Source organism: Streptomyces jeddahensis, assembly GCF_001642995.1.
GTDB classification, from domain to species: domain Bacteria; phylum Actinomycetota; class Actinomycetes; order Streptomycetales; family Streptomycetaceae; genus Streptomyces; species Streptomyces jeddahensis.
On sequence record NZ_LOHS01000073.1, the window covers coordinates 1 to 21,152 of the forward strand.

A 21,152-nucleotide genomic window follows, 5' to 3' on the forward strand; every position below is an offset into this window, starting at 1 on the left:
TCGGCGCCAGACCGAGGACGTACATCCCGGCGCGGCCCCGACCCACCCACCGGCAGTGGGCACACCAGCCGACGGCAGCCCGCAGCCGCGCACGTGCCCCAACCACCACCAACAGCTGACGCACCAGCCGACACCGCCCCCGCAGCCGCGCAAGCATCCCAAGCACCGCCACCAGCCGGCGCACCGCCCACCGCGCACCCGCCCGGAAGCCACGCGCGCGAAGGGCCCCGCCACGCCCCCTCCGGGGCGTCACCCGATGTCCGGCGGATCGATCCGAATCCGCACCGGCTCCACACCGCCCCGCGCCATGCGCGCAGCCTGAGCCTTCTTCAGCGCGGACGCCAGTGCCGCTCCGCGGCCGGGCGGCACGCGGACAAGCGCGCGCTCCCAGTGCTCGCCGGGCGGCGGCCCCCCCGGCCGGCGCGCAGGACCGGGCCCCGTCACCGGCAGCGGCACAGGTCCCAACACCTCGGCGTCACCGGGCAGTTCGGCCCCGTCGAGGAACGAGGCCACGGCGTCCGGCGGCCCCGACACCGCCGCCATCCGCGACACCGGAGGGAAGCCCAGCTCCGACCGCTCGGCGAGTTCGCGCGCCGCATGTCCGACGGGGTCCCACCGCACCAGCGCCTGCACGGGCCGCAACGTAGGTTCGGCGACGACCACGACCGTCCCGCCGGCGCCATGGTCGCGTACGAGCGCGGCCGCCCCGATCCACCGGCGCAGCGCTTCCTCGCCGGCCCGCAGGTCGGGGCGCCCCAGCATCGCCCAGCCGTCGAGGAGCAGCGCCGCCGCGTAGCCTCCCTCGGCGACGGGCTCGGCTCCCGGCGTACTCACCACCACGGCCGGGGCCTTCGGCACCGTGTCCAGCACTTGTTCGCGTCCGGACGTGCGCACCGGCACCGCGGGGAACGCTCGTCCCAGCTCCTCCGCCGTGCGCCGGGCCCCGACTATCCGGGCCCGGAGCCCGAATCCTCCGCACTCGGGGCAGTGCCAGGCGGTCTCGTCCCGCCCGCACCAGCCGCAGCGCAGCGGCCCGGAGTCCTGAGCGGCCTCCAGTGGCCCGGCGCAGTGCCGGCAGCGGGCGGGCGCCCTGCACTGCGTGCATGACAGCCTCGGCACATAGCCGCGCCGCGGGACCTGCACCAGCACGGGCCCGTGCTGCAGCGCGTCCCTGACGACCTGCCAGGCGAGCGTGGGCAGGCGTGCGGTCCGCGCCGCCTCGTCCCGGGCGAGGTCCGCGTCCCCCACGGTGCGTACGAGAGGGGCCGCGCGCCGTATCTGCTCGCGGTCGGCGACGAGGGGCAGCGCCCAGCCGGTGTCCACGAGTTGGGCGGCCTCCACGGTGCAGCTCCAACTGCCCAGCAGAAACGCGCACTTGGCGTGCGCGGCCCGCAGCAGCAGGACCTCGCGTGCATGGGGCTGCGGCGCGTGGGGCTCGCTGTGGCTGCTGTCCCCGTCGTCCCAGATCGCGACGAGTCCCAGGTCGCGGACGGGAGCGAACATCGCGGCGCGCGTCCCCACGACGGCCCGCACGGAGCCGCGCCGCACGGCGAGCCACTGCCGGTACCGCTTCTCGGGACCGGCGTCGGCGGTCAGGACCGCGTGCCGTCCCGTGCCGAGCACCGCGGTCAGGGCGGCATCGACCCGGGCGGCCGTCCGCCCGTCCGGCACCACGACCAGGGCTCCGCGCCCCGAGGCGAGCGTCGCGGCGACGGCCCGGGCCAGCTCGTCGGCCCACTCCGGCCCCGGCAGGGCGTTCCACACCGCCCGCGGAGAGGCCCCCGTGGCGAGCGCATCCAGGAACGCCGGCCCCTGCGCGTACCGCTCCCACGGTCCGGGCGCGGGCGCCGGTGGGGCGGGCAGGGGATCCGGCGAGGGCTTGGCTTCCGCCCGTGCGTTGCGCGGCGGAACAGCAAGCTGCAGCACATCGGCGACGCTCCCCGCATACCGGTCGGCGACGGCCCGCGCGAGCCCGAGCAGTTCCTCACTCAGCACCGGCTCGGTGGACACCACCTGGGCAAGCGCGGCCAGCGGCCCCGAGTACTCCGACTCGTCGACCCGTTCGACGAGGAACCCGTCGACGAGTCCGCCGCCCTCGCGGCGCCCCTCGCGTACACGGTGCCGCCCGGCGCCGAACCGCACCCGGACCCGCACGCCGGGCTGCGCCTGTTCGTCCAGCTCCTCCGGCACCGCGTAGTCGAAGTACCGGTCGAGGTGCAGCACGCCCTTGTCGACGAGCACCCGCGCCACGGGCCTCTCCTTGGCCAGCGCGGCCCCCCGCCAGGTGCGCGGCTTGGCCCGCGGCGCCTGGGCCTTCCGCACGCTCTCTCGAATCAGCGCGAGCTGCTCCGGCGGCACGCCCCCCGCGCCCGCGCCCTGCCCATTCTCGCTGCTCACAGCAGCATTCCTACCAGACCCCACCGACAACCGGCCCGGACCGAGCTCCCGGCCGACGGCTACCAAGCTCCCGGCCGACGGCTGTCGGACACGGCGGTGACCGGAAAACGGCGCGAGGCCCGGCCCCCTTCTGGGGTCCGGGCCTCGCGGCGCACTCGGTCTTGCGCGTCCGACGGGGTCTCGTGGGCCTTACAGCCCGGCCGCCTTGCGCAGCGCGTCCACCCGGTCCGTCCGCTCCCAGGTGAAGTCCGGGTGCGGGCGGCCGAAGTGCCCGTACGCCGCGGTCTGGGCGTAGATCGGGCGGAGGAGGTCCAGGTCGCGGATGATCGCGGCCGGGCGGAGGTCGAACACGGCGCTGATGGCCGCCTCGATCTTGTCCTGGTCCACAGCGTTCGTACCGAAGGTCTCCACGAAGAGGCCCACGGGCTCGGCCTTGCCGATCGCGTAGGCGACCTGCACCTCGCAGCGGGCCGCGAGGCCCGCTGCGACGACGTTCTTGGCGACCCAGCGCATCGCGTACGCGGCGGAGCGGTCGACCTTGGACGGGTCCTTGCCGGAGAAGGCACCGCCGCCGTGGCGCGCCATGCCGCCGTACGTGTCGATGATGATCTTGCGGCCGGTCAGGCCGGCGTCGCCCATCGGGCCGCCGATCTCGAAGCGGCCGGTCGGGTTGACCAGCAGGCGGTAGCCGTCGGTGTCCAGCTTGATGCCGTCGTCGACCAGGGCCTTCAGCTCCGGCTCGACGACGAACTCGCGGATGTCGGGGGCGAGGAGCGAGTCCAGGTCGATGTCGCTCGCGTGCTGCGAGGAGACCACCACGGTGTCCAGACGGACCGCCTTGTCACCGTCGTACTCGATGGTGACCTGCGTCTTGCCGTCCGGGCGGAGGTAGGGGATCGTCCCGTTCTTGCGGACCTCGGTCAGCCGGCGCGAGAGCCGGTGGGCGAGGTAGATCGGGAGCGGCATCAGCTCGGGCGTCTCGTCGCACGCGTAGCCGAACATCAGGCCCTGGTCGCCGGCGCCCTGCTTGTCCAGCTCGTCGTCGTCGCCTTCGACACGGGACTCGTACGCCGTGTCGACGCCCTGCGCGATGTCCGGGGACTGCGAGCCGATGGAGACGGAGACACCGCAGGAGGCGCCGTCGAAGCCCTTCTTCGAGGAGTCGTACCCGATCTCGAGGATCTTGTTGCGCACCAGCGTCGCGATGTCCGCGTACGCCTTGGTGGTGACCTCGCCGGCCACGTGCACCAGGCCGGTGGTGATCAGCGTCTCGACGGCGACCCGGGACGTCGGGTCCTCGCGCAGAAGCGCGTCGAGAATGGTGTCGCTGATCTGGTCAGCGATCTTGTCGGGGTGACCCTCGGTCACGGACTCCGAGGTGAACAGGCGACGGGACACAACGCTCCCTGGTGTTGCAGCGGCTGCTGGCTGATCATTGACGGACCGGCCGGAGGCTGCGCCCGGCGTCGTCCGAGACCAGTTTATCGGTCGTGCCCGGCCGCCGGACCACGTGTCTCGACACATGGGAGCCCTGTGACCTGGGGCACTGGCATTCTGCGGTACGGCGATCGGCTCGCACCAGGGCTGTGGACCCCGAAAACACGGGGTGGGCGACGTGCCGTGGAACCTTAGCGCTGTTCACCCGAACCGCAACTCGAGTCGTCGTTCGAGTGAACGATGACACGATCGGCCGTCGCCTCTTCGGCGTGTCGTGTCACCGCATCGGCGGGTTTCGTGCCTCGGACGTCCGCCAAAGGCTGGACGCCCCTCAGTCGAGGCGCTCTGCGACCAGGTCCCACACCGTGTCCGCGAGCGCCTCCTTGGGGCCGTACGGCACGGGGGTCTCGCCGCCGTCGGCGCTGAGCACCACGGCCTCGTTCTCCTCTGACCCGAAGGTCTTGCGCTCCCCGACCTCGTTCACGACGAGCAGGTCGCAGCCCTTGCGCTGCAGCTTGGTGCGGCCGTTGGCCAGCACGTCGTCGGTCTCGGCGGCGAACCCGACGATCACCTGCCCCGGGCGCGGCCGCTCGCCCGAGATCTCGGCGAGGATGTCCGGGTTGCGGACCAGGGCGATCGGCTCCGGATCCTCGCCGTCCTTCTTCTTGATCTTGCCGTTGGCGTACGTGGCCGGGCGGAAGTCCGCCACGGCTGCCGCCATGACGACCGCGTCGGCGTGTGCCGCGGCCTTGATGACGGCCTCGCGGAGCTGGACGGCGGTCCCCACGGGGACGACCTCCACGCCCGCCGGGTCGGGCAGCCCGGTCGTGTTGGCGGCGACGAGGGTGACGCGGGCCCCGCGCGCCGCGGCGGTACGGGCGAGCGCGTACCCTTGCTTGCCGGAGGAGCGGTTGCCCAGGAACCGGACGGGGTCGAGCGGTTCGCGGGTGCCGCCCGCGCTCACGACGACGTGGCGGCCGGCCAGGTCGGCCCCGTGCATGCCGCGGGCCAGTGTCCGGCGGCAGAGCTCGAAGATCTCCACGGGGTCCGGGAAGCGGCCCTTGCCGGTGTCGACGCCGGTGAGGCGGCCGACGGCGGGCTCGATGACGACCGCGCCGCGGCGCCGCAGCGTCGCGACGTTCTCCTGCGTCGCGGGGTGCTCCCACATCTCGGTGTGCATGGCAGGCGCGAAGACCACCGGACACCGGGCCGTGAGCAGCGTGTTCGTGAGCAGGTCGTCGGCGAGGCCGTGGGCGGCCTTGGCGAGGATGTCCGCGGTGGCGGGCGCGACGACGACGAGGTCGGCGGTCTGCCCGATTCGTACGTGCGGGACCTCGTGCACGTCCGACCAGACCTCGGTCGCCACGGGGTGACCGGAGAGTGCCGACCAGGTGGCGGCGCCGACGAAGTGCAGCGCGGACTCGGTGGGCACGACGCGTACGTCGTGCCCCGACTCGGTCAGCTGCCGCAGCAGCTCGCATGCCTTGTAGGCGGCGATGCCACCAGTGACGCCCAGAACGACCTTCGGCTTGTCCACCGTCTGCTCTTCTCCCTGTCGGCTGCCGGCCCGCTGATCTGCTGGCTGACCTGCGGACCTGCTGACGAACACATACCCACCCATGACACACCACAGGCCCGGCAGTCGAGCTGCCGGGCCTGTGGTGCTGCGAAACGCCCCTGGGACGCTTCGGAAAACGCCTTACTGCGCCGGGCCCTCGACGGACTCGGAGGTCAGCAGTCCCGCGTTGATCTCGCGCAGGGCGATCGAGAGCGGCTTCTCGTGCACGTGCGTGTCCACGAGCGGACCGACGTACTCGAGGAGGCCCTCGCCGAGCTGCGAGTAGTACGCGTTGATCTGGCGAGCACGCTTGGCCGCGTAGATCACGAGGCTGTACTTCGAGTCGGTGGCCTCGAGGAGCTCGTCGATCGGCGGGTTGATGATGCCCTCGGGCGTGGTGATGGAAGAGGACACGCTCTACCTTCCGATGGATGGGAAAACCAGAAAGATCAAACACTGGGGTCCGGGGCTCCGGGATCGGGGGTGCTCCCCCGGCCTCGACTCCCCGCTGAGGGGGCTCCCCGCTGGGGGGTGGGTCCCTAGTCCCCAGAAGACACCGCCATCAAGGCTAGCAGCTCACGCGCCACGTCCTCGACGGAGGTGTTGACCAGGGTGGTGTCGAACTCGGACTCGGCTGCGAGCTCGACCTTGGCTGCTTCCAGACGGCGCTCGATGACCTCGGGCGGCTCGGTGCCCCGTCCGGTGAGCCGGCGTACCAGCTCCTCCCAGGAGGGAGGAGCCAGGAACACCAGCAGGGCGTCCGGCATGGACTCCCTGACCTGGCGCGCCCCCTGGAGATCGATCTCCAGGAGGACGGACTCCCCGGCCTCCAGCCTCTCGAGCACGGCGCGACGTGGGGTGCCGTAGCGGTTGCCCGCGAACTCGGCCCACTCCAGCAGCTCGCCGTTGGCGATCAGCTTGTCGAACTCCTCGTCGGTGACGAAGAAGTACTGGACGCCGTGCCGCTCGCCCGGGCGCGGCTTGCGGGTCGTCGCCGACACCGACAGCCACACCTCGGGGTGCTCTGCGCGCATATGAGCGACGACCGTGCTCTTGCCGACCCCGGAGGGGCCGGAGAGCACGGTCAGCCGCGGACGTACGTCCGGGGGTACGGGGGTCGCCCCCCGGGTTGTTGCAGCCATGCAGTGATTATCCAGGTTCTCAGGAGTGCCCGAGAACGTCAGGCGGCACCGCCGCCGAACTCGCGTTCAAGCGACGCGATCTGGTTGGAGCCGAGGCCGCGCACTCGACGGCTCTCGGAGATACCGAGTCGCTCCATGATCTGCTTGGCGCGGACCTTGCCCACGCCCGGCAGGGACTCGAGGAGAGCGGAGACCTTCATCTTGCCGATGACGTCATTCTCCTGGCCCTGCTTGATGACCTCGTGAAGGGAGGCGCCGGAGTGCTTGAGTCGATTCTTGACCTCGGCCCGCTCCCGGCGAGCCGCGGCGGCCTTTTCGAGCGCGGCTGCGCGCTGTTCGGGGGTAAGGGGCGGAAGAGCCACGCCTACGTCACCTCGGATGTCGAACTGTCGGATACGGACCGGTGAGGAACCTAGTCGCCCCACACCTGGGGAGCAACGAGCAACGCTTTGCCCGTGCACTCTCGACGGAGACTAGCGGCCAAGTCCGCCGGAGTCAGCGAGAACAGACGAAAAGTCCTGGTCAGCCTCCATTGAACCCGACATATCGGGCATATTGCCCCGGATTTGAGGGTGTATTCGCCCGGAGCTCGGGCCGCGAGGGCCTGTGACGGGGGGTTCGGTGGCCTGCGCGAGGCGCGCGAGCACCGCGCAGGCCACCGAAGAAACGCTTCCACCCGGCCCTCTGCAGCCCAGGACGCTAGCATTGTCCCGCTAGCATCACGGGGCGAGAGACGCCTGCCGTCGCGGGCAACGGGCTCCCGCCCGCGGCTGAGGACTCGCCGGCGCGGTGCCGCGCAGCTGTCCGGTGCGCGGCTTCCGCCCCTGTGGGCCGTCAGGCGGCGGCCACCGCCTCGCGCACCTCGTCCGCGAAGCGGACCGCCGCATCCCGCAGCGCGGCCGACGAGGGGCCGGCCTTCAGGACCGCCCGGCTGACGTTTGGGACCACATTGCGTACCGCGTCGCCGAAGACCCGCGGAAGGTCGGCTGGGGTCGCTCCCTGCGCGCCGATGCCGGGGGCCAGCAGCGGGCCGTTGATCGCGAGGTCGTACGACGACAGGTCGCCGAGCGTGGCGCCGACGACCGCGCCGAAGGAGCCGAGCGGTTCAGCGCCCGCGTTCTCCTCGGCGAGGTGCGCGAGCATGGTCGCGGCGACGGTACGGCCGTCCGCGCGCACCGCGTGCTGGACCTCGGCGCCCTCGGGGTTCGAGGTGAGGGCGAGGACGAAGAGCCCGGCGCCGGATTCGCGTGCGAGGTCCACGGCCGGCTTGAGCGATCCATATCCGAGGTACGGGGAGACGGTCAGCGCGTCCGAGAAGAGCGGCGCGTCCTTGCGGAGGTACGTCTCCGCGTACGCGGCCATGGTGGAGCCGATGTCGCCACGCTTGGCGTCCATGACGACCAGCGCTCCCGCATCCCGCAGGTCCGCCACCGCCTGCTCCAGGACCGCGATGCCGCGCGACCCGAACCGTTCGAAGAAGGCGGACTGCGGCTTGAAGACCGCGACCTGGTCGGCGAGTGCGTCGACGACGGTGCGGGTGAAGGTCTCCAGGCCCTGGATGTCGTCGTTCAGGCCCCAGGAGGCGAGCAGCGATGCGTGCGGGTCGATGCCGACGCACAGCGGGCCACGGCTGTCCATGGCGTGGCGCAGACGGGCGCCGAAGGGTTCCAGGGGGCTCATACGGATGCCTTTCGGGTGTCGGCGCCGACGGCCTCGGCGAGGGTGGCGTACGGGCTGGTGCGCAGCCGCGCGGCCAGCCCCTTGTGGATGGCGCGCGCCCAGAACGGGCCCTCGTAGATGAACGCGCTGTAGCCCTGTACGAGCGTCGCGCCCGCGAGGATCCGCTGCCAGGCGTCCTCGGCGTTCTCGATGCCGCCGACGCCCACGAGGGTGATCCGGTCCCCCACGCGCGCGTAGAGGCGTCGCAGGACCTCCAGGGAGCGCTCCTTCAGGGGCGCGCCGGACAGGCCGCCGGTCTCCTTGACCAGGGCCGGGTCGGACGTCAGGCCGAGCCCGTCACGGGCGATCGTCGTGTTCGTCGCGATGATGCCGTCCAGGCCGAGCTCCACGGCGAGGTCGGCGACGGCGTCGACGTCCTCGTCGGCCAGGTCGGGCGCGATCTTGACGAGCAGGGGTACGCGGCGGTCGGGGACGCTGCGGTCGGCGGCCTCCCGTACGGCGCTCAGCAGGGGCCGCAGATGGTCGACGGCCTGGAGGTTGCGCAGGCCGGGGGTGTTCGGCGACGACACGTTCACGACCAGGTAGTCGGCGTGCCGGGCGAGCCGCTCGGTCGACTTCACGTAGTCGCCGACGGCCTCGGCCTCGGCCACGACCTTGGTCTTGCCGATGTTGACGCCCACGACCGTCTTGAAGACCGGTACGCGGGAGGCCAGGCGCGCGGCCACGGCGGCCGAGCCGTCGTTGTTGAAGCCCATGCGGTTGATCAGAGCGCGGTCGGGAACCAGCCGGAACAGCCGCTTCTTCGGGTTCCCCGGCTGCGGCTCGCCCGTGACCGTGCCGATCTCGATGTGGTCGAAGCCGAGCATCGACATGCCGTCGATCGCGACGGCGTTCTTGTCGAAGCCCGCGGCGAGCCCGAACGGGCCGTGCATCCGCAGCCCGAGGGCTTCGGTCCGCAGTTCCTTGTAGCGGGGCGCGAGCGCGGCCGCGACGAACGTGCGGAGCACCGGGATGCGGGCGGCGATGCGGATCCAGCGGAAGGCCAGGTGGTGGGCCTGCTCCGGGTCCATCCGCTGGAAGACCAGCCGGAAGAAAAGCTTGTACATGGTGATGTCCTCATGAAGGGCCTCGTGAAGCCTCGGGAAGAAGCCTTACGAAGAGAAGGAGCCTCATGAAGAGGGGGACACCGTTTCCGGTGTCCCCCTCCTGGGCTGCTAGTCGCGGGCCGCGGTCAGATGCTCCGCGTGTTCCTGGAGCGAGCGCACTCCCACGCCTCCGTGGTTGAGCGCGTCGATGCCCTGCACGGCCGCGGCGAGCGCCTGGACCGTCGTCAGGCACGGCACCGACCGCGCCACGGCGGCCGTACGGATGTCGTAGCCGTCGAGGCGGCCACCCGTGCCGTACGGGGTGTTGACGATCAGGTCGACCTCGCCGTCGTGGATCATCTGGACGATGGTCTTCTCGCCGTTCGGGCCTTCACCCTCGCTCTGCTTGCGCACGATCGTGGCGTTGATCCCATTGCGCTTGAGGACCTCGGCCGTGCCGGAGGTGGCGAGCAGCTCGAAGCCGTGGGCGACGAGTTCGCGCGCCGGGAAGATCATGGCCCGCTTGTCGCGGTTGGCGACGGACACGAACGCCCGGCCCTTGGTCGGCAGCGGACCGTACGCGCCCGCCTGCGACTTGGCATACGCCGTGCCGAAGACGGAGTCGATGCCCATGACCTCGCCGGTCGAGCGCATCTCCGGGCCGAGGACGGTGTCGACGCCGCGGCCGTGGATGTCGCGGAAGCGCGACCACGGCATGACGGCCTCCTTGACGGAGATCGGCGCGTCGAGCGGGAGCTCGCCGCCGTCGCCGTTCGCCGGGAGCAGACCCTCGGCCCGCAGCTCGGCGATGGTCGCGCCCAGCGAGATACGGGCGGCGGCCTTCGCCAGCGGCACCGCGGTCGCCTTCGAGGTGAAGGGGACGGTGCGCGAGGCGCGCGGGTTGGCCTCGAGGACGTACAGGATGTCGCCCGCCAGCGCGAACTGGATGTTGATCAGTCCGCGGACGCCGACGCCCTTGGCGATGGCCTCCGTGGAGGCGCGCAGCCGCTTGATGTCGAAGCCGCCGAGCGTGATCGGGGGCAGCGCGCACGCCGAGTCGCCGGAGTGGATACCGGCCTCCTCGATGTGCTCCATGACACCGCCGAGGTACAGCTCCTCGCCGTCGTACAGCGCGTCCACGTCGATCTCGATGGCGTCGTCGAGGAAGCGGTCGACGAGGACCGGCCGGTCAGGGCTGATCTCGGTCGACTCGGCGATGTACGCCTCCAGCCGCGCCTCGTCGTACACGATCTCCATGCCGCGTCCGCCGAGCACGTACGAGGGCCGGACGAGGACGGGGTAGCCGATCTCGTCGGCGATGGCCTTGGCACCGGCGAAGGTGGTGGCGGTGCCGTGCTTCGGAGCCGGGAGACCGGCCTCGGCGAGGACGCGGCCGAAGGCGCCGCGGTCCTCGGCCGCGTGGATGGCCTCCGGGGAGGTGCCCACGATCGGCACGCCGTTGTCCTTGAGCGCCTGAGACAGGCCCAGCGGGGTCTGGCCGCCGAGCTGCACGACGACGCCCGCGACCGGACCGGCCTGCTGCTCCGCGTGGACGATCTCCAGCACGTCCTCAAGCGTCAGCGGCTCGAAGTACAGGCGGTCGGAGGTGTCGTAGTCCGTCGAGACGGTCTCGGGGTTGCAGTTGACCATCACGGTCTCGTAGCCCGCGTCGCTGAGCGCGAACGAGGCGTGGACGCACGAGTAGTCGAACTCGATTCCCTGGCCGATGCGGTTCGGGCCTGAGCCGAGGATGATCACTGCGGGCTTCTCGCGCTGCGCGACCTCGGTCTCCTCGTCGTAGGAGGAGTAGAAGTACGGCGTCTTCGCGGCGAACTCGGCGGCGCAGGTGTCGACCGTCTTGTAGACCGGGCGGACGCCGAGGGCGTGCCGGACCTCCCGGACGACGTCCTCGCGCAGGCCGCGGATCTCACCGATCTGCTGGTCGGAGAAGCCGTGCCGCTTGGCCTCGGCCAGCAGGTCCGGGGTGAGCTCGGCGGCGGCCGCCAGCTCGTCCGCGATCTCCTTGATCAGGAAGAGCTGGTCGACGAACCAGGGGTCGATCTTCGTCGCCTCGAAGACCTCCTCCGGGGTCGCACCGGCGCGGATGGCCTGCATGACGGAGTTGATGCGGCCGTCGGTCGGGCGGACCGCCTCGCGCAGCAGCTCGGCCTTGTCGCCGGGCTCGCCGACGAACGTGAACTGGCTGCCCTTCTTCTCCAGCGAGCGCAGCGCCTTCTGCAGCGCCTCGGTGAAGTTGCGGCCGATCGCCATCGCCTCACCGACCGACTTCATGGTCGTGGTCAGCGTGGAGTCGGCGGACGGGAACTTCTCGAACGCGAACCGCGGGGCCTTGACCACCACGTAGTCGAGCGTCGGCTCGAAGGAGGCCGGGGTCTGCTCGGTGATGTCGTTGGGGATCTCGTCGAGCGTGTAGCCGACGGCCAGCTTGGCGGCGATCTTCGCGATCGGGAAGCCCGTGGCCTTCGACGCCAGGGCCGAGGATCGGGACACGCGCGGGTTCATCTCGATGACGATCACGCGACCGTCCTCGGGGTTCACCGCGAACTGGATGTTGCAGCCGCCGGTGTCGACGCCGACCTCGCGGATGACCGCGATGCCGATGTCGCGCAGGATCTGGTACTCGCGGTCGGTGAGCGTCATCGCCGGGGCGACGGTGATCGAGTCACCGGTGTGCACGCCCATCGGGTCGAAGTTCTCGATGGAGCAGACGACCACGACGTTGTCGTTCTTGTCGCGCATCAGCTCCAGCTCGTACTCCTTCCAGCCGAGGATGGACTCCTCGAGGAGCACCTCGGTGGTGGGAGACAGGGTCAGGCCCTGGCCGGCGATGCGGCGCAGCTCCTCCTCGTCGTGCGCGAAGCCGGAGCCGGCGCCGCCCATGGTGAAGGAGGGGCGGACGACGACGGGGTAGCCGCCGAGCGTCACGACGCCCTTTAGGACGTCGTCCATGGAGTGGCAGATGACCGAGCGGGCGGACTCGCCGTGGCCGATCTTCTTGTTGACCTCCTCCACGACCTCCTTGAACAGGTCGCGGTCCTCGCCCTTGTTGATCGCCTCGACATTGGCGCCGATGAGCTCGACGCCGTACTTCTCGAGGGTGCCGGCCTCGTGCAGCGAGATCGCCGTGTTGAGGGCCGTCTGACCGCCCAGGGTGGGCAGCAGCGCGTCGGGACGCTCCTTGGCGATGATCTTCTCGACGAACTCCGGGGTGATCGGCTCGACGTACGTGGCGTCGGCGATCTCCGGGTCGGTCATGATCGTCGCCGGGTTGGAGTTGACGAGGATGACCCGCAGGCCCTCGGCCTTCAGGACGCGGCACGCCTGGGTGCCGGAGTAGTCGAACTCGGCGGCCTGGCCGATGACGATCGGGCCGGAGCCGATGACCAGGACGGACTGGATATCGGTGCGCTTAGGCACGCTGGCCCTCCATCAGGGATACGAAGCGGTCGAACAGGTAGGCGGCGTCGTGCGGGCCGGCTGCCGCCTCGGGGTGGTACTGGACGCTGAAAGCCGGGCGGTCGAGGAGCTGCAGCCCCTCCACCACGTTGTCGTTGAGGCACACGTGGGAGACCTCGGCCCGGCCGTAGGGGGTGTCGGAGACCTTGTCGAGCGGGGCGTCGACGGCGAATCCGTGGTTGTGCGCGGTGACCTCGACCTTGCCGGTCGTACGGTCCTGCACGGGCTGGTTGATGCCGCGGTGGCCGTACTTCAGCTTGTAGGTGCCGAAGCCGAGGGCGCGGCCCAGGATCTGGTTGCCGAAGCAGATGCCGAAGAGCGGCGTGCCGCGCTCCAGCACCGCCTGCATGACGGAGACCGGGTGGTCGGCGGTGGCGGGGTCGCCCGGGCCGTTGGAGAAGAACACGCCGTCCGGGTTGACCGCGTACACGTCCTCGACGGTCGCCGTGGCGGGCAGCACGTGCACCTCGATGCCGCGCTCGGCCATGCGGTGCGGGGTCATGCCCTTGATGCCGAGGTCGACGGCGGCGACGGTGAATCGCTTCTCCCCGATGGCCGGGACGACGTACGTCTCGGTGGTGGCGACCTCGGCGGAGAGGTTCGCGCCCTTCATCTGCGGGGCTTCCTGCACGCGCGCCAGCAGCGAGGCGTCGTCGGCGACCGCGTCGCCGGAGAAGATGCCGACGCGCATGGCGCCGCGCTCACGCAGGTGACGGGTCAGGGCCCGGGTGTCGATGCCGGAGATGCCGACGACGCCCTGCGCGGCCAGCTCCTCGTCCAGCGAGCGCTTGGCGCGCCAGTTGGACGGCACGCGCGCGGGGTCGCGTACGACATAGCCGGAGACCCAGATCCGCTTCGACTCGGGGTCCTCGTCGTTGACGCCGGTGTTGCCGACGTGGGGGGCGGTCATCACGACGACCTGGCGGTGGTACGACGGGTCGGTGAGGGTCTCCTGGTAGCCGGTCATGCCGGTGGAGAACACCGCTTCGCCGAAGGTCTCCCCCACGGCCCCGTAGGCACGGCCGCGGAAGATCCGGCCGTCCTCCAGGACGAGTACGGCGGGAACCTTCGAGGCTCCCCTGGTGGAGGTGGTCATCGTGCGCCTTCCGTTTGCGTCTTCTTGTTGATCATCTGGTTCAGGGTGTCGACCCACTCGATGTGCTCGGCCGCGCGGTCGGATCGGAACCCGGAGTCGATCAGCTTGTCGCCGTGCTCCCAGGTGACGATCAGCAGTCCGCCCTCCGCGAGGACCTTGCCCGCGATGCCCTTGTCGAGCCTGGCCTCGCGCAGCTGGGCGGCCGGGACGAAGAAGTCGGTCGCTCCGGGGCGTACGACGTCCAGTCCCGCGTCCGTCAGCGTGAGCTCGACCCGGCTGCGGGTGCCGAGGCCGTGCGCCACGATGCGGTCGAGCCACTGTCCGGCGGTGGTCGAGCCGTGGTAGCGGCCGGTCATCGTCAGTTTCGCCGGGCCGGGGTCGGCGGGCGCGGCGGGCAGCTCCGGCAGGTCGCCCTGCAGCGTGCCGCGCCACTTCCAGCCCTCGCGCATCAGCCAGTAGACGAGGGCGACGAAGAGGGCCAGCCCGACGACCCAGCCGATGCGGGCGGCCCAGTCGGTGACCTCCGCCGACTTCTGTTCCGCGGCGGTGTACGCGGCAGAGGCGTACGTCAGAGATGTCAGAGCTGTCACGCGAGCTTCCCGTCGACGAGCGTGGCCCGGCCCCGCAGCCACGTGTGGGTGACGCGACCCGGCAGCTCACGGCCCTCGTAGGGGGTGTTGCGGCTGCGGGAGGCGAAGCCCGCGGGGTCCACGAGTCCACGGTATGCCGGATCGACCAGCGTGAGGTTGGCGGGCTCACCAGCCGAGACGGGACGGCCGTGGCCCTCCGCCCGGCCGATCCGCGCAGGCTTGAACGACATCCGCTCGGCGACGCCCGCCCAGTCGAGGAAGCCGGTCTCGACCATCGTGTGCTGGACGACGGAGAGCGCCGTCTCGAGGCCGACCATGCCCATGGCGGCCGCGGCCCACTCGCAGTCCTTGTCCTCGTGCGGGTGCGGGGCGTGGTCGGTGGCGACGATGTCGATCGTGCCGTCCGCCAGGGCCTCGCGCAGCGCCATCACGTCGCGCTCGGTGCGCAGCGGCGGGTTGACCTTGTAGACCGGGTTGTACGTGCGCACCAGCTCGTCGGTGAGGAGCAGGTGGTGAGGGGTGACCTCGGCGGTCACGTCGATGCCGCGGGACTTGGCCCAGCGGACGATCTCGACCGAGCCGGCGGTCGACAGGTGGCAGATGTGCACGCGCGAGCCGACATGCTCGGCGAGGAGGACGTCACGCGCGATGATCGACTCCTCGGCGACGGCGGGCCAGCCACCGAGGCCCAGCTCGGCCGAGACGACGCCCTCGTTCATCTGGGCGCCCTCGGTGAGCCGCGGCTCCTGCGCGTGCTGGGCGACGACGCCGCCGAACGCCTTCACGTACTCCAGCGCCCGGCGCATGATCACGGCGTCGTGGACGCACTTGCCGTCGTCGGAGAAGACGGTGACACCGGCCGCCGACTCGTGCATCGCGCCCAGCTCGGCGAGCTTCTTGCCCTCCAGGCCGACGGTGACGGCGCCGATGGGCTGGACGTCGCAGTAGCCGTGCTCCTGGCCGAGCCGCCAGACCTGCTCGACGACACCGGCCGTGTCGGCCACCGGGAAGGTGTTGGCCATGGCGAACACGGAGGTGTAGCCGCCGCTCGCGGCCGCCCGTGTACCGGTCAGGACGGTCTCGGAGTCCTCGCGGCCGGGCTCGCGCAGATGGGTGTGCAGGTCGACGAGGCCCGGCAGCAGAACCTTGCCGTCGGCCTCGACGACCTCGGCGCCCTCGGCGCTCAGCCCGGCGCCCACCTCGGCGATGGTCTCGCCGTCGACGAGGACGTCCTGCGGCTCGCCGCCGAGCACCTTCGCACCACGGATCAGGGTCTTGCTCATCGTTCTTACTTCTCCTCGGTGGTGCGGGCGTGGGTGACGGCGGGTTCGTTGCCGCCGAGCAGCAGGTACAGGACGGCCATGCGGATGGAGACGCCGTTGGCGACCTGCTCGACGACGGTGCAGCGCTCGGAGTCGGCGACCTCGGCGGTGATCTCCATGCCGCGGACCATCGGGCCGGGGTGCATCACGATGGCGTGCTCGGGCATCTTCGCCATGCGCTCGCCGTCGAGCCCATACCGCCTCGAGTACTCGCGCTCGGTCGGGAAGAACGCGGCGTTCATGCGCTCGCGCTGCACGCGCAGCATCATCACGGCGTCCGACTTCGGCAGCGTGCTGTCCAGGTCGTACGCCACCTCGCACGGCCAGTGGTCGACGCCGACCGGCAGCAGCGTGGGCGGGGCGACGAGGGTGACCTCGGCGCCGAGGGTGTGCAGCAGGTCGACGTTGGAGCGGGCGACCCGGCTGTGCAGGACGTCGCCGACGATCGTGATGCGCTTGCCGCTCAGGTCCTGCCCGATGCCGGCGTCGCGGCCGATGAGCCGGCGCCGCATGGTGAAGGCGTCGAGCAGCGCCTGCGTGGGGTGCTGGTGCGTGCCGTCACCGGCGTTGATCACGGCGGCGTCGATCCAGCCGGAGGTGGCGAGCCGGTAGGGCGCGCCGGACGCGCTGTGCCGGATGACGACGGCGTCGACGCCCATCGCCTCGAGCGTCTGAGCGGTGTCCTTGAGGGACTCGCCCTTGGAGACGCTCGACCCCTTGGCGGAGAAGTTGATGACGTCGGCGGAGAGCCGCTTCTCGGCGGCCTCGAAGGAGATACGGGTACGGGTCGAGTCCTCGAAGAAGAGGTTGACGACGGTGCGGCCGCGCAGCGTCGGCAGCTTCTTGATCGGCCGGTCGGCGACTCGGGCCATCTCCTCGGCGGTGTCGAGGATGCGTACGGCGTCGTCGCGGGTGAGATCGGCGGCCGAGATGAGGTGTCGCTTCATCTTGGGAAGGCTCCGTAAGGCGGTTCGGGAGAGCGGGGCCGGGGTGGTGCCCCGACACGGGCATGCGGGCGCGCAGGAGCGCACTCGGCGGTGGCGTTGGGCCGAGTGGTGCTACTGCCGGCCGGCCGGGGAGGTCTGCTTGGCACCGAGCAGCACGGCGTCCCGGCCGTCCTCCTCGGCGAGCTGGACCTTGACGGTCTCCCGCAGCGACGTGGGCAGGTTCTTGCCGACGTAGTCGGCGCGGATGGGGAGTTCGCGGTGGCCGCGGTCGACGAGGACCGCGAGCTGGACCGCGCGCGGACGGCCGATGTCGTTCAGCGCGTCGAGGGCGGCGCGGATGGTGCGGCCCGAGAAGAGCACATCGTCGAGGAGGATCACCAGGCGGCCGTCGATGCCGTCACCCGGGATCTCCGTGCGTGCCAGCGCCCGCGGCGGCTGCATGCGCAGGTCGTCGCGGTACATGGTGATGTCCAGGGAGCCGACCGGGACCTTGCGGCCGGTGATCTCCTCGAGCTTGGCGGCGAGCCGCTGGGCGAGGAACACGCCGCGGGTCGGAATGCCGAGGAGCACCACGTCGTCGGCGCCCTTGGCGCGTTCGACGATCTCGTGGGCGATGCGGGTCAGCACCCGCGCGATGTCCGGGCCCTCGAGAACGGGGCGTGCGGCATCGGAGCCGACAGCGGGGCCGCCGTCGGGGGTCTTTGCGTCCATACGAAACGGACCTCCTTCTCCGCCTCACGGGACGGACCTTAAAGGACGTCGGATTTGCGCCATCAACGGTACCAGGCCCCGAACATCGCTGATCACACCCCCCGCACCTCGCCCGAACCCCCTGATGACCTGCTACACGGAAGTGTCGGTGCGGACCATTCGGCTTGACGGGGGGCCGTAACGCTGCGTAACCTCACAGTGAGTTACCAGTCTGCGTCCGGGGAGCTATATGTCCAGCGAATACGCCAAGCAGCTCGGGGCCAAGCTCCGGGCCATCCGCACCCAGCAGGGCCTTTCCCTCCACGGTGTCGAGGAGAAGTCCCAGGGACGCTGGAAGGCAGTCGTCGTCGGTTCGTACGAGCGTGGAGACCGCGCCGTCACCGTGCAGCGCCTCGCCGAGCTGGCCGACTTCTACGGTGTGCCGGTGCAGGAGCTGCTGCCCGGTACGACCCCCGGCGGTGCCGCCGAGCCCCCGCCGAAGCTCGTCCTGGACCTGGAGCGCCTCGCCCATGTCCCGGCCGAGAAGGCAGGCCCCCTCCAGCGGTATGCCGCCACGATCCAGTCACAGCGTGGCGACTACAACGGCAAGGTGCTGTCGATCCGCCAGGACGATCTGCGCACCCTCGCCGTCATCTATGACCAGTCCCCCTCGGTCCTCACCGAGCAGCTGATCAGCTGGGGCGTGCTCGACGCGGACGCGCGCCGTGCCGTTGCCCACGAGGAAAGCTGACCCTCTGCAGAAACGTGCCGTCGGGGCGTCCGAGACCATGGACTGGTCTGGGACGCCCCGACGGCGTTTCTGCTGACCGTGACGGCTGTCGCGGCGGCGTTCCCGGCCGTGACCGCCGTGGCGGCCGCGTTCCCGGCCGCGATGGCCAAGGTGCCACCACGGCCAAGGTGCCGCGACGGCCAAGGTCCGCGAGGCCGGCGGCGGCACCCGAGACCGAGGCGGCCGTGTCCCGAGAGGGGCAGGTCGCCCTGGCGAGGGCCGTGCCGACGGCCAATGTCCGGGAAGGCGGCGGCACCCGAGTCAGAGGCGGCCGAGCCCCGAGAGGGGCAGGTCGCGCCTGGCGAGGGCCGCGCCGACGGCCAAAGTCCGCGAAGGCGGTTGCGACCGAGACCGAGGCGGCCAAGCCCCGAGAGGGCCAGGGCGCGCCCTGACGAGGGGCGCGCCCTGGGGCGAGGGCCGTGCTCTGGCATGAGCAGAACGTGGAGCACCCCTCGTGGACGCACCAGGCCCGAAGCTGAAGAAAGAGTCAGCTTCGGGCCTGAGGTATGACCGCGCGGCGCGCAGGACGGGTGGCCGGGATCGGATCCGGCTAGTCCGCCCTGCGCAGCGTCGGCTTGAGGTCCTTGAGCCGGCCGAGCAGACCGTTGACGAAGGCCGGGGACTCGTCCGTGGAGAACTCCTTGGCCAGTTCGACGGCCTCGTCGAGCACCACGGCGTCCGGCGTCCCGTCCACCCAGATCAGCTCGTACGCGCCGAGCCGCAGGATGTTGCGGTCGACGACCGGCATCCGGTCGAGCGTCCAGCCCACCGCGTACTGCGCGATCAGCTCGTCGATGCGGTCCGCCTTCTTGGCGTACCCCTCGACCAGCTCCATCGTGTACTCGCTGACCGGCGGCTGCCGGGTGTCGGTCCGGGAGTGCCGGATCCAGTCCGCGAGGACCGTGAGGACGTCGGCGCCGCGCTGGTCGCCCTCGAAGAGGATCTGGAAGGCGCGCTTACGGGCCGTGTTACGGGCAGCCACGGTTAGCTGCTCACCCGGCCGAGGTAGTCGCTGGTGCGCGTGTCCACCTTGATCTTCTCGCCGGTGGTGATGAAGAGCGGAACCTGGATCTGGTGGCCGGTCTCCAGCGTCGCGGGCTTGGTGCCGCCGGTGGAGCGGTCGCCCTGGACGCCCGGCTCGGTCTCGGCGACGGTCAGCTCGACGGCGGCGGGCAGGTCGACGAAGAGGACCTCGCCCTCGTGCTGCGCGACGGTGGCCGTGAAGCCCTCGATCAGGAAGTTGGCGGCGTCGCCGACGGCCTTGCGGTCGACGTGCAGCTGGTCGTAGGTCTCCATGTCCATGAAGACGAAGTAATCGCCGTCCATGTACGAGAACTGCATGTCGCGCTTGTCGACGGTGGCCGTTTCGACCTTGACGCCGGCGTTGAAGGTCTTGTCGACGACCTTGCCGGAGAGCACGTTCTTGAGCTTGGTGCGCACGAAGGCCGGGCCCTTGCCGGGCTTGACGTGCTGGAACTCGACGACGGACCAGAGCTGGCCGCCTTCGAGCTTGAGCACCATGCCGTTCTTGAGGTCGTTCGTGGAAGCCACGGTTGCGGAATCTCCTGGACTGACGTGGACGACCCCGGGGCACGCGCCCGACGCTCAGCGCAGGGCTGAGCTCACAACGCGAGCAGCTCCTTGGTCGTGATGGTGAGTAGCTCGGGTCCGCCATCCGCCTCTGGGCGGACGACGAGCGTGTCATCGATCCGGACACCACCCCGGCCCGGGAGGTGGACCCCCGGTTCGACAGTGACCGGCACGCAAGCGTCCAGTTTACCCATGGCCGAGGGGGCCAGCTGCGGGTCCTCGTCGTTTTCGAGCCCGACACCGTGCCCCGTGAGGTGCGGGAGGCCCTCGGCGTAACCGGCGGAGTCCAGCACCTGGCGGACCGCGCGGTCCACGTCGCGGCAGGCGGCACCGGGCGCCAGCGCCTCCCGTCCGGCCCGCTGAGCGGCGAAGACCAGATCGTACAGCTCGATCTGCCACTCCGCGGGCGACGTGCCGATCACGAACGTCCGGCCGATCTCGCAGCAGTAGCCGCGGTAGGCGGCGCCGAGGCAGACGGAGAGGAAATCTCCCTCCTCGACGCGCCGGTCGGTGGGCCGGTGACCGCCGCGGCCGGAGTTCGGGCCGGTGCCGACGGAGGTGGGGAAGGCCGGTCCGTCGGCACCGTGGTCGACCAGGCGGCGCTCCAGTTCGAGCGCGAGATGGCGTTCCGTACGGCCGACGAGGATGGACTCGAGGAGTTCGCTCAGGGCCTGGTCGGCGATCTCGGCGGCGATCCGCAGACAGCCGATCTCCTCTTCGTCCTTCACCAGGCGCAGCTGCTCGACCGCTCCGCCGAGGTCCGTGAGCCGCAGCCGGGGCGCGACGGATCCGATCGCGCGGTGCCGGGCGACGGTCAAATGGTGTTCCTCGAGGGCGAGGGAGTCGACGCCGTGGGATGCGGCGAGATCCGCGGCGGCCACCGCCGGGTCCCCGTCCGTGCCCGGCAGGACCTGCGTGGGCAGCGACTCGTCGGGCCGCTCGTTCTCTGGGCGGCCGGCGAGCGGACCGGCGTGCAGCAGGAGGTCTGTGTCCCTGCCGAGCAGGAGCACGGCGCCGTGCGGGGCCGCGCCCGCGAGATAGCGGACGTTGGCGGGCCGCGACACGAGCGCGGCCGCGCTGCCCCCTGCGGCACACCGCTCCCGTAGCCGCTCGCGGCGGGCCGCGTACACCTCTGACATACCTCGAGCGTACGAGCGGGAACGGGAGGCGGCCGGTTGTGCACGGCCGTCCGGGTCGGGCGGGGAGACCACCCGGTGTCGTCGGCTGGGGCGCCATCTGTCGGTTGGAGGTCCGGGTGCGTGCGCGGCCCCCTGCCGGTGGTCGGCTGGTGCGCCACCTGCCGGTGGCTGGGTCGGGGCCGCGCCGGGATGTACGTCCTCGGTCTGGCGCC

18 protein-coding genes are annotated in these 21,152 nt (G+C 71.1%); 1 reads left to right on the forward strand and 17 read right to left on the reverse strand.

Translation table 11 applies throughout. The annotated features are described in order from the left end of the window. Positions 1-249 precede the first annotated feature (249 nt). The 14 genes from STSP_RS14130 to pyrR all read right to left on the reverse strand — a co-directional run bounded on the left by STSP_RS14130 (position 250) and on the right by pyrR (position 17,442). Entirely contained in the window at positions 250-2,397 is a 2,148-nt protein-coding gene (locus tag STSP_RS14130; protein ID WP_067276955.1) for a primosomal protein N', read from the reverse strand. Between the two features lie 189 nt (positions 2,398-2,586). Beyond that, positions 2,587-3,795: a methionine adenosyltransferase gene (gene metK, locus STSP_RS14135; RefSeq protein ID WP_067276958.1), complete on the reverse strand. Its 1,209-nt coding sequence runs from the start codon at positions 3,793-3,795 to the stop codon at positions 2,587-2,589. A 370-nt stretch (positions 3,796-4,165) separates the two neighbouring features. Next, entirely contained in the window at positions 4,166-5,371 is a 1,206-nt protein-coding gene (gene coaBC / locus STSP_RS14140; protein ID WP_067276959.1) for a bifunctional phosphopantothenoylcysteine decarboxylase/phosphopantothenate--cysteine ligase CoaBC, read from the reverse strand. A 162-nt stretch (positions 5,372-5,533) separates the two neighbouring features. Further along, complete coding sequence (gene rpoZ, locus STSP_RS14145) at positions 5,534-5,806, reverse strand: DNA-directed RNA polymerase subunit omega (protein ID WP_067276962.1); 273 nt, start codon at positions 5,804-5,806, stop codon at positions 5,534-5,536. 125 nt (positions 5,807-5,931) lie between these two features. Continuing rightward, complete coding sequence (gmk, locus tag STSP_RS14150; RefSeq protein ID WP_067276963.1) at positions 5,932-6,534, reverse strand: guanylate kinase; 603 nt, start codon at positions 6,532-6,534, stop codon at positions 5,932-5,934. 38 nt (positions 6,535-6,572) lie between these two features. Then, positions 6,573-6,896: an integration host factor gene (locus STSP_RS14155; RefSeq protein WP_005319887.1), complete on the reverse strand. Its 324-nt coding sequence runs from the start codon at positions 6,894-6,896 to the stop codon at positions 6,573-6,575. Between the two features lie 472 nt (positions 6,897-7,368). After that, on the reverse strand, positions 7,369-8,214 hold the full coding sequence (gene pyrF, locus STSP_RS14160; RefSeq protein ID WP_067276966.1) for an orotidine-5'-phosphate decarboxylase: 846 nt from the start codon (positions 8,212-8,214) through the stop codon (positions 7,369-7,371). Beyond that, positions 8,211-9,320, reverse strand: a complete 1,110-nt coding sequence (locus tag STSP_RS14165; RefSeq protein ID WP_067276967.1) for a quinone-dependent dihydroorotate dehydrogenase — start codon at positions 9,318-9,320, stop codon at positions 8,211-8,213. The genes pyrF and STSP_RS14165 overlap by 4 nt, the downstream gene beginning before the upstream one ends. 108 nt (positions 9,321-9,428) lie before the next feature. Then, positions 9,429-12,737, reverse strand: coding sequence for a carbamoyl-phosphate synthase large subunit (gene carB / locus STSP_RS14170; protein WP_067276970.1), 3,309 nt, complete (start codon positions 12,735-12,737; stop codon positions 9,429-9,431). Then, positions 12,730-13,872: a glutamine-hydrolyzing carbamoyl-phosphate synthase small subunit gene (gene carA / locus STSP_RS14175; protein ID WP_067276972.1), complete on the reverse strand. Its 1,143-nt coding sequence runs from the start codon at positions 13,870-13,872 to the stop codon at positions 12,730-12,732. Before carA ends, carB begins: the two co-directional genes overlap by 8 nt. Beyond that, a complete protein-coding gene (locus STSP_RS14180) occupies positions 13,869-14,462 on the reverse strand; it encodes a PH-like domain-containing protein (RefSeq protein ID WP_408646289.1) in 594 nt (197 codons plus the stop codon). Before STSP_RS14180 ends, carA begins: the two co-directional genes overlap by 4 nt. Beyond that, positions 14,459-15,745, reverse strand: a complete 1,287-nt coding sequence (locus tag STSP_RS14185; RefSeq protein WP_067276975.1) for a dihydroorotase — start codon at positions 15,743-15,745, stop codon at positions 14,459-14,461. Before STSP_RS14185 ends, STSP_RS14180 begins: the two co-directional genes overlap by 4 nt. A 5-nt stretch (positions 15,746-15,750) precedes the next feature. Next, on the reverse strand, positions 15,751-16,731 hold the full coding sequence (locus STSP_RS14190; protein ID WP_067276977.1) for an aspartate carbamoyltransferase catalytic subunit: 981 nt from the start codon (positions 16,729-16,731) through the stop codon (positions 15,751-15,753). Positions 16,732-16,842: 111 nt separating this feature from the next. Beyond that, on the reverse strand, positions 16,843-17,442 hold the full coding sequence (gene pyrR / locus STSP_RS14195; protein WP_067276979.1) for a bifunctional pyr operon transcriptional regulator/uracil phosphoribosyltransferase PyrR: 600 nt from the start codon (positions 17,440-17,442) through the stop codon (positions 16,843-16,845). A 229-nt stretch (positions 17,443-17,671) separates the two neighbouring features. Between pyrR and bldD the strand changes: the two genes are divergently transcribed. After that, on the forward strand, positions 17,672-18,172 hold the full coding sequence (bldD, locus tag STSP_RS14200; protein ID WP_030607052.1) for a transcriptional regulator BldD: 501 nt from the start codon (positions 17,672-17,674) through the stop codon (positions 18,170-18,172). Positions 18,173-18,761: 589 nt separating this feature from the next. Here bldD and nusB read toward each other — a convergent pair. The 3 genes from nusB to STSP_RS14215 all read right to left on the reverse strand — a co-directional run bounded on the left by nusB (position 18,762) and on the right by STSP_RS14215 (position 20,940). Continuing rightward, positions 18,762-19,193: a transcription antitermination factor NusB gene (nusB, locus tag STSP_RS14205; RefSeq protein WP_067276981.1), complete on the reverse strand. Its 432-nt coding sequence runs from the start codon at positions 19,191-19,193 to the stop codon at positions 18,762-18,764. A gap of 2 nt (positions 19,194-19,195) precedes the next feature. Continuing rightward, positions 19,196-19,762, reverse strand: coding sequence for an elongation factor P (efp, locus tag STSP_RS14210; protein WP_067276984.1), 567 nt, complete (start codon positions 19,760-19,762; stop codon positions 19,196-19,198). 71 nt (positions 19,763-19,833) lie between these two features. After that, on the reverse strand, positions 19,834-20,940 hold the full coding sequence (locus tag STSP_RS14215; RefSeq protein WP_067276985.1) for an aminopeptidase P family protein: 1,107 nt from the start codon (positions 20,938-20,940) through the stop codon (positions 19,834-19,836). Positions 20,941-21,152 lie beyond the last annotated feature (212 nt).

What these genes read in the sequence shown, in the direction of transcription:
- STSP_RS14185 (WP_067276975.1), bottom strand. Translation starts at nt 15,745, where the DNA reads ATGAGCAAGACCCTGATCCGTGGTGCGAAGGTGCTCGGCGGCGAGCCG.
- gmk (WP_067276963.1), bottom strand. Translation starts at nt 6,534, where the DNA reads ATGGCTGCAACAACCCGGGGGGCGACCCCCGTACCCCCGGACGTACGT.
- carA (WP_067276972.1), bottom strand. Translation starts at nt 13,872, where the DNA reads ATGACCACCTCCACCAGGGGAGCCTCGAAGGTTCCCGCCGTACTCGTC.
- STSP_RS14215 (WP_067276985.1), bottom strand. Translation starts at nt 20,940, where the DNA reads ATGTCAGAGGTGTACGCGGCCCGCCGCGAGCGGCTACGGGAGCGGTGT.
- bldD (WP_030607052.1), top strand. Translation starts at nt 17,672, where the DNA reads ATGTCCAGCGAATACGCCAAGCAGCTCGGGGCCAAGCTCCGGGCCATC.
- pyrF (WP_067276966.1), bottom strand. Translation starts at nt 8,214, where the DNA reads ATGAGCCCCCTGGAACCCTTCGGCGCCCGTCTGCGCCACGCCATGGAC.
- STSP_RS14190 (WP_067276977.1), bottom strand. Translation starts at nt 16,731, where the DNA reads ATGAAGCGACACCTCATCTCGGCCGCCGATCTCACCCGCGACGACGCC.
- STSP_RS14165 (WP_067276967.1), bottom strand. Translation starts at nt 9,320, where the DNA reads ATGTACAAGCTTTTCTTCCGGCTGGTCTTCCAGCGGATGGACCCGGAG.
- pyrR (WP_067276979.1), bottom strand. Translation starts at nt 17,442, where the DNA reads ATGGACGCAAAGACCCCCGACGGCGGCCCCGCTGTCGGCTCCGATGCC.